Raw genomic sequence first — 14,190 nt, 5'->3', positions numbered from 1 at the left:
ACTCGGTGACGCGCGGGAGGCCGTCTCATGAAGCGTCAGCCCGCGGACGGCACCGCCGGGATCGCTTCCTGGGGGTTGCTCGTGGGCACGTACCGCTGCACGCTCGCGCTGCTCGTGGAGGTGGTCGGCACCAGGTCCTTGTGGATGGCCTTGGCGACGGCCTGGATGGTGTTGACGCCGTACTGCATGGTGCTGTTGCCGTGCGTGAGCACGGTGATCATGTAGTCGTGCCCCGCACCGTTGAAGGTGCCGACGCTGTGCACGCGCCAGCCGTGCGTGGAGCGTGACAGCCAGCCGTTCTTGACGTGCACGGCGACCGAGGAGGGTGCTCCGGCCGGGGTGCCCCAGCGCTGCGAGGAGATGACCTTGCTCATCAACTTCAGCTCGTAGGCACGGGCGTTGTCGCTCAGCACGGAGTTCTTGGCGGTGAGGAGCGCGAGCAGCTTCTGCTCGTCCCGGACGGTGATCTGGGTGAGACCCCAGTAGTTGTTGGCGCCCGGCTTGGTCTGGGTCATCCCGGCGGCGGTGAGGAAGCCCTTCACCTTGGTCACGCCGAGCTGCTTCCACAGCGTGCTGGTGGCGGCGTTGTCCGACTTGGTGATCATGGCCGTGGCGAGGCTCTGCTCACGGCTGGTCAGATACCGGTCGTGCTTCTTGGCGTCCCACAGCAGCGTGGCCAGCACGGTGACCTTGACGACGCTGGCGGAGTCGTAGGCGGTGGTGCTCCGCAGGGTGCAGGTGGTCTTCGTCGTCCGGTCGTAGAGACCGACGGCGACGGTGCCGGCGCGGCCCTTGAGCGCCGTGGTGATGTCCGTCTGCAGCTTGGTGGCCAGGCCCGCCTTGCTCGACGTACAGCTGACCTGCGGCGCCGTGGCGGCGGTGGCCGGTGCGGCAGCCGCCGCAAACGGCACGATCACCCCGGCACCGAGGCTCGCTGCGAGCACACGGGCACGCCGGGACATCCGGTGAGTCATGGAGGCTTCCCATCCCCTTGAACCGATACGAGCGCGCCCATGGCGCACCCGCCTCTCATGACTCGTTCGAGTGGCCGAAAGTTGTACGCGCGTTCTGCGGACGGGGGTACGGGAAGGCGGGCGACTCGGTCATACGGCACGCGAGGAAGCGGAGTTGCGCGGCGGTGGCCCTGTGGTCGGCCAACATGTCGGCCGCGTCGTCCAGGAGTTCGCCGCCATGCCGAGCCGCACGCTCTCGATGGTGTCGGCGACGCGGGAGAGGTAGCCCGCGCCGGACCATGGGAGCAGTCGCGCCGCTCTCCAAAATCCCGCACGGCCCCGCGCCGGTCTTCTCCGCCACCGATGGGTCGGCGTTCGTCACATCCGTCAAAGCGGCACGTACTCCAGCCGACCCGTACCGAGCGAGCCCACCACCCCCCGCGTCGGCACTACCTCCGCCGGAAACCGTGCGCAATCCCGCCCCCACCGCTCACAGGTCGCTCGTTTGAGTGCATGAGAGACAATCACCCCCCGACTGCTCACGTCTTTTTGCACAGTGGGTGCCATGAGCCCTGGATTCCCGTACGAGCGCAACCCTTACGGCACGGCCCAGGTGGTCTCCGTAGTGCGCGAACTCATGCGCACCGACGGCCTGGACGTGCCCCTCGCCGCCATCGCCCGCAGCTGTGGCACGTCACGTAACTTCCTTTACGCCAACTGGAAGTCCGCCTCCGCACTGCACCTGCGCGCGCTGAAGGCCGAACTCGCCCACGCCTTCGACGCGACGCACCGCACCCGCCCCAGCGACGGGACCGTTCCAGGGATCACCGACCACCTGACACAGGTTGTTCGCAGCATCCGCCGCCATCCGACCACAGCCGCCGTCGCCCGCTCCTCACCCAAGGCCTTCGCTACGGCGCACACAGCGACCGAGGGCCTTTTGGTACGGCTCGCGCTGGAACGGATCAGCGATCTGCTGCACCCGCTCGTCCCGAACGGCGGGATCTGGGGCGACCCCGCGCTGAACGCCGGCACCTGGAAGATCCTCTGGATCGCGCGCCCTGCCGCCCTCTGCCCCGAAGCAGTGGGCGACCAGCGCAGGGAAGACACCCTGGACGGTGCCTTCGCCGCATTGATGAGCGACGTGCTCGCCCCTTGGCTCTCCCAGCCGGACCGCGGTTAGGGCACGCCGTTCTCTTACCGGGATCTCATCCATCCACAGCTTGCCCCCAGGCAGACCACAGCCCCCGCCCATCGGCCGTATGCATGGTGCACTGGTGACATCTGCCACCGACCCACTGCCCCCGGCCCCCGGCCACTCCGTGGCCCCCGGCGCACCGAGCGTCGAGCCACCCCAGGGGCCGTCCCCCACGCCCACCGAGCCCACCGCACCGCGCTGGTCACTCCCCGCCCTGATCGCGATCATGGCGCTGGCCACCGCGTTGTACTCCTGGAACCTGTCCTCCTCCAGCCTGAACAGCTTCTACAGCGCCGCCGTGCTCAGTGGCACGCACAGCTGGAAGGCGTGGTTCTTCGGCTCGCTGGACGCGGGCAACTTCATGACCGTCGACAAGCCGCCACTCGTTCTCATGGTCATGGGCCTGTTCTGCCGTGTCTTCGGCTTCGGCACCTGGCAGATGATGCTGCCACTGATCGCCGCCGCGGTCGGCACGATCTGGATCCTGCACACGTCGGTGAAGCGGGTGTTCGGGCACGCGGCCGCCGCCATCGCCGCACTGGTGCTCGCGCTCACCCCGATCACCGTCGCGATCAACCGTGACAACAACCCCGACTCGCTGCTGGTGCTGCTGATGGTCGGGGGCGCGGCTCTGGCGCTACGCGCCGGCCGCGACGGCAAACTGGTGCCGCTGCTCGGCTCCGCGGTGTGCTTCGGACTCGCCTTCAACACCAAGATGCTCCAGGGCTACATCGCCCTGCCCGCCGTGTTCGCCATGTACCTGTACGCGGCCCGCCTCCCCCTGGTGAAGCGGATCATCAACCTGCTGCTCGCGGGCGTGGCCCTGGCCGTCTCCAGCTTCTGGTGGGCGGCGGCCGTGTCCCTGGTGCCGGCTTCCGAACGGCCGTACATCGGCGGCTCGACCGACGGCACCGCCTGGAACCTGATCATGGGCTACAACGGCCTGGGCCGGGTCTTCGGCGGCGACGGCAACGGCGGCGGTGGGGGTGGGGGTGGCGGTGGCGCCAACTTCGCCGGTACCGCCGGTCTCGGCCGGATGTTCAACGACATCCTCGGCGGCCAGATCTCCTGGCTGCTGCCCTTCGCCGCGATCGCCCTCGTCGGCGGTCTGATCCTGCGCGGCCGCGCCCCGCGCACCGACCTCACCCGCGCCGCGCTGATCCTCTGGGGCGGCTGGACCCTCTTCCACTACCTGACCTTCGCCATGGCCGAAGGCACCATGCACCCGTACTACACGACCGCGCTCGCCCCCGGTATCGCGGCCCTGTGCGGAGGCGGCGGGGTCATGCTGCTGCGGGCCTTCCGGGACGACAAGAGGTGGGTGTGGGTGCTGCCCGTCGCCCTGGGCGCCACCGGCATCTGGTCGATCGTGCTGCTGCGCCGGGCCTCCGGCTGGAACACCTGGCTGTGGCCGACGATCGCCGTGCTCATGGCGCTGGCGATTGCGGGGCTGCTGGTCTTCCGCTCCGGTCGGCGCGTACAGCTGTTCACGGCCTCGGTGGCCGCCGCGGTCGTCGCGTCCCTCGCGGGGCCGACCGCGTACGCCGCGTCCGTACCCTCGGGCTCGGGCGGCGGCATGGGCGGCACCAACCCGACCGCCGGTCCGACCACGGGCAACGGCATGGGCGGACCCGGTGGCGGAGGGAACCGCGCGGGCGGCTTCCCCGGCGGCAACGGCGGGGGCGAGATGCCCGGCGGCCAGCAGGGTGGCCAGCAACAGGGCGGCCAGAACGGTCAGACAGGTACGCCGCCGAACGGAGCCCCCAGTGGCGCGCCCACCGGTGGGATGCCGGGCGGCCAGGAGGACGGTCAGCAGCAGGGCGGCGAGGCCATGGGTACTCCCCCGGGTGGTACCGGTACCGGTGGTGACCAGGGCACCGGTGGCGGCGCGACGCGCGGCGGCTTCGGCGGTGGCGGCATGGGCCGCGGCATGGGCGGCGGCGCCGACAGTGAGCTGGTCACGTACCTGAAGAAGCACCGGGACGGCGCCAAGTGGCTGCTCGCGGTGTCCAGTTCGCAGAGCGCCGCGCAGCTGATCGTCAGCACCGGGCAGCCCGTGATCTCCATGTGGGGCTGGTCCGGCACCGACAAGGCGATGACGCTCGCCAAGCTCAAGGAGCTCGTGAAGAAGGGCGAGTTGCACTACATCCAGCTCGGCGGAGGCATGGGCGGAGGCGGCGGCATGGGCCAGGGCGGCTCCGACAGCGTCAGCTCGGAGGTCACGGCCTGGGTGCAGAAGCACGCGACGGTGGTGAAGGAGAGCGCGTACAGCAAGAGCACCTCCACCTCGTCGACCTCCAAGACCTCGGCCAAGACCTCGACCAAGACCTCGACTGAGTCCGACTCGCAGGCGCAGAGCGGCCAGACGTCCGCGCTCTACCGCCTGGACCCCTCCGACCTGAACTGACCGACTCCCCTCAGGGCCCCTGACCGACTCCCCGTCGGGCAGGGGCCTTTTGGTGTGTCACATCGCGGGCAGAGCAAGCGACTTGCCGGTTTCCGACACGCAACCGACACGTCCTGTTCATTCCCTGAAACGCATGTCCATGTCACGCTCCGGTGCCCGCTCATTCAACCCGCGTAGAACGGACGCCCCCACCATGCCCGCCACGCACATACGCCGCTGGAAGACGCTGGCACTGACGACCTCAGCCCTCCTGGTAGGCCTCACCCTGCCGACGATGACCGCAACTCCCGCGAGCGCCACGACGACCGCGTACGACAGCACGTACTACAAGAACGCGGTCGGGAAGACCGGCAGCAGCCTGAAGTCCTCGCTGCACACGATCATCAGCAGCCAGTCGAAGATCTCGTACTCCGCGGTCTGGGACGCGCTGAAGGTCACCGACCAGGACCCGAACAACAGCAACAACGTGATCCTGCTGTACAGCGGCGCCTCGCGCGCCAAGTCCCTCAACGGCGGAGACACGGGCGACTGGAACCGCGAGCACGTGTGGGCCAAGTCCCACGGCGACTTCGGCGAGGTGACCGGCCCGGGCACGGACCTGCACCACCTGCGTCCCGCGGACGTCCAGGTCAACAGCATCCGTGGCAACAAGGACTTCGACGACGGCGGCAGCGCGGTCAGCGGCGGGGGCGGCAGCCTCACCGACTCCGACTCGTTCGAGCCGCGCGACGCGGACAAGGGCGACGTGGCCCGCATGATCCTCTACATGGCGGTGCGCTACGACGGCGGCGACGGCTTCGCCGACCTCGAGCCCAACGAGAAGGTGGACAACGGAAGCAACCCGTACATCGGCAAGCTCTCCGTGCTCAAGGAGTGGAACGACGAGGACCCGCCGAGCGCCTTCGAGGAGAAGCGCAACCAGGTCATCTACGACACCTACCAGCACAACCGCAACCCGTTCATCGACCACCCGGAGTGGGTCGACGCGATCTGGTAGACGGCCGCGCACGGGTTGGACTCTCGATGGAACTCCCGGTACGTCACCGGGAGTTCTGTCACATCCCCCGTCGTAGCGCCGGCATCGGCGCCTACGCCCACCCAGCCGAGACGGGGAGGTCAGTCCAGGTCCGCCTGCCACAGGTCGGGGCCGAACACCTCGTACTGGACGTCGCGGGCCCCGACGCCCCGTTCGAGCAGCCTGCTGCGCACCGCCTGCATGAACGGCAGCGGGCCGCACAAGTAGTACAGGGCGTCCTCCGGCAGGTCGACAGCCGCCGGGTCCATCATCCCCGCGAAGACCCCGTTCACCGGCTCCATGCTCTCGACGCCCTTCTCGTACCAGACGTACAGCTCCGCGTGCCGCAATTCCAGGACGTCGCTCATCACCTGGCGACGCAGGGGGAAGGAGGCCTCGTCGAGATCGGCGTGGAGCAGCGTGATGTGCAGCCCGGACCCCGCCTTGGCGAGGTGCGAGAGCATCCCGGCGATCGGGGAGATCCCGATGCCCGCGGTGGCGAACACCACCGGCCGTCCCGCGTCGTCGAGCACGACGTCGCCGTAGGGCAGCGAGAGCGTCAGCACGTCGCCCACGTCCACCGAGTCGTGCAGGAGCGTCGACATCTCGCCGTCGGGCTCTCCGTCGGCGCCCTGAACCCGCTTGACCGAGAACTGACGGTGCTCCCCGTCGTCGGCCCGCGTCAGACTGTACTGGCGGGGCTGGCGCACCCCGTCCGGCATCGTCATCCGTACCGTGACGTACTGGCCGGGCAGCGAGGTCTTCACCAGGCGGTCGTCGATCCGCTTGACGACGAAGGTCACGACGTCGTGGGTCTCCCGGATCTTCTTCTCCACCTCCCACTGCCGCCACACCGTCTCCGGCCTGACCCCGCGCGCGCTGTAGAGGCCGCGTTCCTGGTTGATCAGGGCGTTGGCCATCAGCCAGTAGACCTCGTCCCAGGCCGCGGCGACCTCCGGAGTGACCGCCTCGCCCAGGACGTCGGCGATCGCCCACATCAGATTGTCGTGGACGATCTGGTACTGATCGGGACGGATGCCGAGGGACGCATGCTTGTGCGCGATCCGCGAGAGCAGATGCTCCGGAAGCTGCTCCGGTGTTGCCACCAGTCCACTCGCGAACGCCGCCACCGATCCGGCCAGCGCCTTCTGCTGCTCCCCGTGGGCCTGGTTGGCACGGTTGAAGATGCCGTCCAGGAGTTCGGGGTGCTCGGTGAACATGTGCCGGTAGAAACGCTGGGCGATTTCTCCGATGTGCTCGGCGACGACCGGTAGCGTCGCTGTGACGACCGGCCGCGACGTGTCTGAGAGCATGACCAGTTCCTCCGCTGAGGATGTGCGGGGACTGACGGGGGTGCCGGGACCCCCTGGCGGTCCGCGACGAGGCCGATCCAGGGCCTGGCAGCCCTTGCCCGCAGGTGGCTGGATGCCGCGGCCAGGATCTGGGGGATCTCCCTCCAGGTTATGGCGACCCTCATGGCCGGGCTACTCGGCCGGTTCTGCCGGCCTCCGCGCACGGGGCGGCCCGGGCCGCCTCCACACGTTCGCGTCGACCTCAGAGGTGGGTGGGCGCGAACATCCGCAGCACCGCCGGGAGTAGCACCACGGACGGGCCGGGGCTCGCGAAGGCCTTCGACAGGTCCTCCTCCAGCGTCTCGGGGGTCGTACGGACCCCTGGGACGCCGAAGGACTCGGCCAGGGCCACGTAGTCGGGGCGGACCAGCTCCGTCGCCGTGGGCCGGCCGAAGGCGTCGGTCATGTACTCGCGCAGGATGCCGTAGCCGCCGTCGTCGATGATCAGCCAGGTGACGTTCAGGTCGTGCTGCCTCGCCGTGGCCAGTTCCGCGATCGAATACAACGCGCCGCCGTCGCCGGAGACCGCGAGGACCGGGCGGGTGGGATCGGCCGCCGCCGCGCCGATGGCCGCCGGGAAGCCGTAGCCGAGGCCGCCCGCGCCCTGGGCGGAGTGCATGGTGTTCTTCCCGCGCGGGTCGAAGGCGGACCACGCCCAGTACGCCAGGATGGTCATGTCCCAGAAGGACGGGGAGGTGGACGGGAGGGCCCGGCGGACGGACGCCAGCACTTCCTGTTCCAGGGTGAGTTCCTGTGCGGCGATACGCTCCCCCACCCGGTCGAGCAGCACGCGGACGCGGTCCGCCGCCGCCGGGTCGGGGCGGTCCTCGACGGTCTCCAGGAGCGCGGAGAGCGCGAGCCTGGCGTCCGCGTGGATGCCGATCGCCGGGTGGTTGGACTCCAGCTTGCCGAGGTCGGCCTCGATCTGGATGACCCGGCCGCGGGGCTTGAACGTGTGGTAGTTCGAGGACAGTTCGCCGAGGCCGGAGCCGACGACCAGGAGGACGTCCGCGTCCTCCAGGAAGTCCGTGGTGTGCCGGTCCTCCAGCCAGGACTGGAGCGAGAGCGGGTGGGTCCAGGGGAAGGCGCCCTTGCCGCCGAAGGTGGTGACGACCGGCGCGTTCAGCTTCTCCGCCAGCGACTTCAGCTTGCCGGACGCGTCCGACCGTACGACCCCGCCGCCCGCGATGATCGCGGGGCGGGCCGCCGTGGACAGCAAGTGGGCCGCCAGCGCGGTCAGTTCGGGGCGCGGGACCACGTCCTCCGGGGTCGCGTCCATCGCCGTGACCTGCGGCAGGTGGGTCTCGGCGAGCAGGACGTCCTGCGGGATCTCCACCCAGACCGGGCCGTGCGGGGCGGTCAGGGCCGACTCCCAGGCCGCCGCGATCGCGGAGGGGATCTGCGACTGCGTACGGACCGTGTGGACGGACTTGACGACACCCCTGAACGACGCCTGCTGGTCAGGGAGTTCGTGCAGATAGCCGTGGCGTCCGCCGCCCAGTCCCGCGGTGGGGATCTGGCTGCTGATGGCGAGGACGGGGGCGGAGGCCGCGGCGGCCTCCTGGAGCGCGGCCAGGGAGGTCAGCGCTCCCGGGCCGGTGGAGAGCAGCAGGGGCGCCGCCTCACCAGTGATGCGGCCGTACGCGTCGGCCGCGAACCCCGCGTTGTTCTCCACCCGCAGGCCGATGTACTGCAACGAGGAGCGGCGCAGGGCGTCGAACATGCCAAGGGCGTGCTGGCCGGGCAGGCCGAAGACGGTCGTGGCGCCGAGACCGGAGAGGGTCTCCACGACCAGGTCTCCGCCGTTGCGGCCGGGGGGCGGATTCAGCGCGGCCTCCGTCTGTGCCGCCGACGGACGGAGCACCAGGTCGTGGTCGTGAGTCACTTGTTCCCGGCCTCCTGAGCCCTGGCCGCCGCGATCTGGCGGGACATGATCGTCGTCAGTTCGTACGCCGTGTGGGACGCGGCCACCGCCGTGATCTCGGCGTGGTCGTACGCGGGCGCGACCTCGACCACGTCCGCGGAGACCAGGTTGCAGGAGGACAGTCCGCGCAGGATCTCCAGCAGCTCGCGGGAGGTCATGCCGCCGGCCTCCGGCGTGCCCGTGCCGGGGGCGTGCGCCGGGTCGAGGCAGTCGATGTCGATGGAGATGTACAGCGGGCGGTCACCGATGCGCTGGCGCAGCTGGTCGGCGACCTCGTCCGCGCCACGCCGGTAGATGTCGGCGGACGTGACGATGCCGAAGCCCATCTTCTCGTCGTCCGTGAGGTCCTGCTTGCCGTACAGCGGGCCGCGGGTGCCGACGTGGGAGAGGGCGGAGGTGTCGAGGATGCCCTCCTCGACGGCCCGGCGGAACGGGGTGCCGTGCGTGTACTCGGCGCCGAAGTAGGTGTCCCAGGTGTCGAGGTGCGCGTCGAAGTGGAGCAGGGCCACCGGGCCGTGCTTCTTGGCGACGGAGCGCAGGAGCGGGAGGGCGATGGTGTGGTCGCCGCCCAGCGTCATCAGGCGGGCACCCGTGCCGAGCAGCTCGTCGGCCGCGGCCTCGACCGCCTCGACGGCCTCGTTGATGTTGAACGGGTTCGCCGCGATGTCACCGGCGTCGGCGACCTGGGCGAGGGCGAAGGGGGAGGCGTCCTGCGCCGGGTTGTACGGGCGCAGCAGGCGGGAGGCCTCACGGATGGCGTTGCCGCCGAAGCGGGCGCCCGGCCGGTAGGAGACCCCGGAGTCGAAGGGCACGCCGACCACGGCGACGTCGGCGCTGCCGACCTCGTCGAGGCGCGGCAGCCGGGCGAAGGTCGCGGGGCCCGCGTACCGCGGGACGCGGGACGAGTCGACGGGGCCGCGTGGCTGGCTGCCGCCTGCTGCCGGGTACTCGGTGCTGCTCATCGTCGGACTCCTCCAGGTGGTACGGGTGATGCGTGATACGGGTGATGCGTCGTACAGGTGATGCGTCGTACAGGTGGTGCTTTTCCAGTGTCGCGGACCCCACTGACCGGGGGCCGCCCGGCCCGGACGCCGTGTGGCGGCCGGGCCGAAGTTCTTCGGGGGCTGGGGGTGCGGCGGCTAGGCGCCCACGGTCGCCGCCTCCGCCGCGGCCTCGGCATTCGCGCCGTGCCCGGCCAGCCGCTCGCGCCAGGCGGCCAGGACCGCCGGGTCGGTCGCGGGTGTGGCCAGGGAGACGATCACGTACGCGACCAGCGAGGAAAGCAGCCCGTAGTAGACGGGCTCGTTCGCAAGGATGCCGTACGTCGCCATCAGCCCGATGACCGCGAGCCCGCCGACGACGACGGAGGCGAGCGCGCCGTGCACGGTCCCGCGCTTCCACAGCAGTCCGCCGAGGATCGGGACGAGCAGACCGCCGACGAGCAGGTTGTACGCGACGGTCAGCGCCTCGACGACGTTGTTGAGGGCGATGGCGGTACAGATCACGGCGATGCCCATGACCAGGATGAAGACACGGTTCCCCTTGACCTCGTCGTGCGCCTCGCCGTCACGCACCTCGCCGTCGCGCCGTACGGCCCCGCGCAGCTTGGCCCAGATGTCGTTGTTGGCGACGGTGGCGCAGGCGATGAGGGCGCCGGATGACGTGGACATCACGGCGGCGAGGGCGGCGGCGAGCACGAGGCCCCGAACGCCGACCGGGAGTTCGTCCTTGACGATGGTCGCGAAGGCGGTGTCGGCGCTGGGCAGCGTCGGGTAGAGCACCTTGGCCGCCGTGCCGATGACGGCGCCGGCGAGGGCGTACACCAGGCAGTAGGTGCCGGCGACGGTGCCGCCCCACTTGGCGGTCCTGTCGCCGCGGGCGGTGAACACGCGCTGCCAGATGTCCTGGCCGATGAGCATGCCGAAGGTGTAGATCAGCACGTAGGTGAAGATCGTCTCGCCGCCGATGCCCAGCGGGTCGAAGTACTCCGTGGGCAGCTTGGCCTTCATCTCGCTGAACCCACCGGCCTTGATCACCGCGATGGGGAGCAGGAGCAGCAGCACACCGACGGTCTTCACGACGAACTGCACCATGTCGGTGAGGGTGATCGACCACATGCCGCCGAGCGTGGAGTACGCGACGACGATGGAGCCGCCGATGATGATCGCGAGTGTCCGGTTCATGTCGAAGAGGACGTCGAAGATGGTGGCGTACGCGATGGTCGAGGTGACCGCGAGCATCAGGGTGTACGCCCACATGACGACACCGGAGATGACACCGGCCCGGCCGCCGTAGCGGAGGTCGAGCATCTCGGAGACGGTGTAGACCTTCAGGCGGGCGATGCGGGCGGAGAAGAAGACGGAGAGGGCGAGGAGCCCGAGGCCGATGGTGAACACCATCCAGGCGCCGGAGAGCCCGTACTGGTATCCGAGCCCGACGCCGCCGATGGTGGACGCGCCGCCGAGGACGATCGCGGCCATGGTCCCGGAGTACATCGCGGGGCCCAGGCGCCGCCCGGCCACCAGGAAATCACTCTTCGACTTGGCGCGGCGCATGCCCCACCAGCCCATGGCCAGCATGCCGGCCAGATAGACGACGATCACTGTGTAGTCGACGGCCATAGGGGGCCCTCCTTCGCGCACTCGTCGGTGGCGTGTCGTGCAGATGGACGTGGGGACGCGGGCCGGGCGAGCGATACCCGGCCGGGAGTCCGGCAGCTGATCGCGGGGACATACGCCCGTACCCGCGGCTGCCGACGGCACTGACCTTAGGTGGCCGGAAGATGACTCTGAAGTGTACGTTTCATCCATTGCAGCCGATCCGGATGGAGGGAACGTCCACCGTGTCGGACACATCCGCCACACCAGTCCCGCCCACCCCACCGGTCCCACTGTCCGCACTCCTGGCCCGGGAGGATCTCGGCCTGCGCCACATCGCGGGCCCCTCCGACCTGGACACGGTGATCCACTGGGCGCACACGTCGGAGATGGCGGACCCGTACCCGTATCTGCTGGGCGGTGAGCTGCTGCTGACCGCCGGGGTGCACATCCCGGAGGCGGCGGGCTCGGGCACGTACTTCGACGACTACGTCTCCCGGATCGTGGCGGCGGGCGGTGCGGCGCTCGGCTTCGGCCTGGCGCCGGTGCACGACACGGTCCCGCGCGCCCTGGTCGCGGCCTGCGACACCTACGGCCTGCCCCTGCTGGAGGTCCCGCCCCAGACCACCTTCTCGGGCGTGGCCCGCGCGGTGTGGCAGCTGATGGCGCAGGCCCGACTGGCGGAGCTGCGGCGCGTCACGGAGGCCCAGCAGAGCCTGGCGGCCGCCGCGGCGCGCCCGGACCCGGTGGCGGCGGTGCTGCGGCGGCTGGCCCAGCGGGTGAGCGGCTGGGCGGTGCTGTACGGCCCGGAGGGCGCGGAGCTGGCCCGGGCGGGGAGAACACCGGAGGACGGCCCCGTGACCGCCCTCGGCGCCCTGGCCGCCGTCGTACGCCCCGGGGCAACCCAGACCGCAGGCCCCCAGGATCCCACCCCTTCCCCCACTCCCACCCCCTCCTCCGCCACCGACACCGTGGGCGGCACCCACCTCGCCGCGTACGCCCTCGGCGGCGGACGGGGCTTCGTCCTCGGGGTCGCGGCGCCGCGCCGGGACCCCGGGGACCACACCATCGCCTCCGTCGCGGCCGTCCTCCTCTCCCTCCTCACCGGGGAGCAGCAGAGCGGGAGCGGCGCGGCGCGCTCGGCGGCGCTCGTACGCCTCCTGCTGGGCGCCACGCCCGAGGACGTGGCCCCGCTGCTCGGCGGGGACCGGTGGACCGTCGTGCACGCCCGCCCAACGGCAGACGGCCCGGCGCCGGACGCCGTCGCCGCGTCCGCGCTGGGGGCGGCGCTGGGCTCCGTGCTCATCGACACCGGCGGGGGTGTCGTACGCGTCCTCGTCCCCGGCGACCGCGAGCCGACCGCGCAGGAGGGCTGGATCTGCGGGGTCAGCGCGGCGGTCGGCCCGCACGAGTGGGCGTCCGCCGACGCGCAGGCGGCCCGCGCCCTGGCCCGCGCCCGGGCGACCCGCACGCCCCTCGTCCGCCACGGTGAGCGCCCCGCCCTGGCGGACCTTGTGCCCCCGGCCGACGCCGAGGCCCACGCCCGCGCCCTTCTCGCGCCCATCGCCGCGACCCCCGCCCTCACCGAGACCCTCCGCACTTGGCTATCCCTGCACGGCAGTTGGGACCGCACGGCCGTCGCCCTCGCCGTCCACCGCAACACCGTCCGCCAACGCATCGCACGGTGTGCGGCGTTGCTGGAGGCGGACCTCGACGACGCGGACGTACGGATGGAGTTGTGGTTCGCGTTGCGGGAGGGGTGAGCCGGTACCGCCGAAGTCCCGGTACCCCCCGAGTGACCCATGTCCCAGCGCTCGGGACACCCGCCCCCCGAACGGAGCGCCCCGGCACAATGGGAGGCATGCCGATATCCGGGACCCCCAGCCGCGCCGAGCTTGTCGACCACCTCGTCAGGACCCGTATCGCGGGCGACGTCGCCACGCCCCGCGAGAACAACCTCTCCCACTACCGCAAGCTCGCGAACGGCGACCGCAACTTCTGGCTCGGCCTGGAGCTCGGCGACCGTTGGAGCGACGAGCAGGACGTCCTCGCGGTGATGGCGGAGCGCTGCGGCGTGAACGACGACCCGGAGTACCGCTACGGCCAGGACACCATCGACCCCGAGCTGACCGTCGACGCGCTGGACCGGATGGCGGCGCGGTTGCGCAAGGCGGCGGAGAGTGAGCAGCGGGTGCTGTTCGCCACCGGCCATCCCGGTGGACTCCTCGACGTGCACCGCGCGACCGCCGCCGCGCTGCGCGGCGCCGGCTGCGAGATCGTCGTCATCCCGGACGGGCTGCAGACGGACGAGGGGTACGTCATGCAGTTCGCGGACGTGGCGGTGCTCGAACACGGCGCCACGTTGTGGCACACCCACTCGGGCGAGCCGATGCGCGCGATCCTCAAGGGCCTGGAGGGCGCGGGCAGCCCCCTGCCCGACCTGGTCGTCGCCGACCACGGCTGGGCCGGCTGCGCGGGCCAGCTCGGCATCGACTCCGTCGGCTACGCGGACTGCAACGACCCCGCGCTGTTCCTCGCCGAGTCCGAGGGCACGGTCCAGGTGACGGTGCCTCTGGACGACCACGTCACGAGCCCCCGGCTCTACGACCCGATGACGGCGTACCTGCTGTCCGCGGCGGGTCTGTAACCGGTTCTTCGCCCCCGCCGCCCCTACCCGTCCCGTCCCGACCTGGGGGCTTCGCCCCCGGACCCCGGGGTCCGTTTTCGGCTACGGGTGGGTGGGG

10 protein-coding genes are annotated in these 14,190 nt (G+C 70.8%); 5 read left to right on the top strand and 5 right to left on the bottom strand.

What is annotated here, in order from left to right:
* Positions 1-35: 35 nt before the first annotated feature.
* The gene (locus OG747_RS28615) at positions 36-974 is read right to left on the bottom strand and encodes a serine hydrolase (RefSeq protein ID WP_405882257.1); all 939 of its coding nucleotides are present in this window, start codon (positions 972-974) and stop codon (positions 36-38) included.
* Positions 975-1,518: 544 nt separating this feature from the next.
* On the opposite strand from OG747_RS28615, the gene OG747_RS28610 reads away from it, so the two are divergent.
* The 3 genes from OG747_RS28610 (at position 1,519) to OG747_RS28600 (ending at position 5,555) form a co-directional block, all read left to right on the top strand.
* Entirely contained in the window at positions 1,519-2,136 is a 618-nt protein-coding gene (locus OG747_RS28610; protein WP_405882256.1) for a hypothetical protein, read from the top strand.
* Positions 2,137-2,230: 94 nt separating this feature from the next.
* The gene (locus OG747_RS28605) at positions 2,231-4,558 is read left to right on the top strand and encodes a glycosyltransferase family 39 protein (protein WP_405882255.1); all 2,328 of its coding nucleotides are present in this window, start codon (positions 2,231-2,233) and stop codon (positions 4,556-4,558) included.
* Positions 4,559-4,751: 193 nt separating this feature from the next.
* Positions 4,752-5,555 carry an endonuclease I family protein gene (locus tag OG747_RS28600; RefSeq protein WP_405882254.1) on the top strand — a complete coding sequence of 268 codons (804 nt, stop codon included), beginning with the start codon at positions 4,752-4,754 and terminating at the stop codon, positions 5,553-5,555.
* A gap of 119 nt (positions 5,556-5,674) precedes the next feature.
* Here the strand turns inward: OG747_RS28600 and OG747_RS28595 are convergent, their stop codons facing one another.
* From OG747_RS28595 to OG747_RS28580, 4 genes are all read right to left on the bottom strand, one after another.
* Positions 5,675-6,886: a globin domain-containing protein gene (locus OG747_RS28595; RefSeq protein ID WP_405882253.1), complete on the bottom strand. Its 1,212-nt coding sequence runs from the start codon at positions 6,884-6,886 to the stop codon at positions 5,675-5,677.
* 241 nt (positions 6,887-7,127) lie between these two features.
* The gene (locus tag OG747_RS28590) at positions 7,128-8,810 is read right to left on the bottom strand and encodes a thiamine pyrophosphate-binding protein (protein ID WP_405882252.1); all 1,683 of its coding nucleotides are present in this window, start codon (positions 8,808-8,810) and stop codon (positions 7,128-7,130) included.
* The gene (gene speB / locus OG747_RS28585) at positions 8,807-9,811 is read right to left on the bottom strand and encodes an agmatinase (RefSeq protein WP_405882251.1); all 1,005 of its coding nucleotides are present in this window, start codon (positions 9,809-9,811) and stop codon (positions 8,807-8,809) included. Before speB ends, OG747_RS28590 begins: the two co-directional genes overlap by 4 nt.
* Positions 9,812-9,988: 177 nt before the next feature.
* Positions 9,989-11,470, bottom strand: coding sequence for a sodium:solute symporter (locus OG747_RS28580; RefSeq protein WP_405882250.1), 1,482 nt, complete (start codon positions 11,468-11,470; stop codon positions 9,989-9,991).
* Positions 11,471-11,673: 203 nt separating this feature from the next.
* Between OG747_RS28580 and OG747_RS28575 the strand changes: the two genes are divergently transcribed.
* Positions 11,674-13,209, top strand: coding sequence for a PucR family transcriptional regulator (locus tag OG747_RS28575; RefSeq protein WP_405885721.1), 1,536 nt, complete (start codon positions 11,674-11,676; stop codon positions 13,207-13,209).
* Between the two features lie 98 nt (positions 13,210-13,307).
* Positions 13,308-14,093: a phosphatase gene (locus tag OG747_RS28570; protein WP_405882249.1), complete on the top strand. Its 786-nt coding sequence runs from the start codon at positions 13,308-13,310 to the stop codon at positions 14,091-14,093.
* Positions 14,094-14,190: the final 97 nt, after the last annotated feature.

Origin of the sequence: Streptomyces sp. NBC_01384, from assembly GCF_045040035.1 — a bacterium.
Taxonomy (GTDB): Bacteria; Actinomycetota; Actinomycetes; order Streptomycetales; family Streptomycetaceae; genus Streptomyces.
This window is presented reverse-complemented; position numbering and strand designations above follow the sequence as displayed.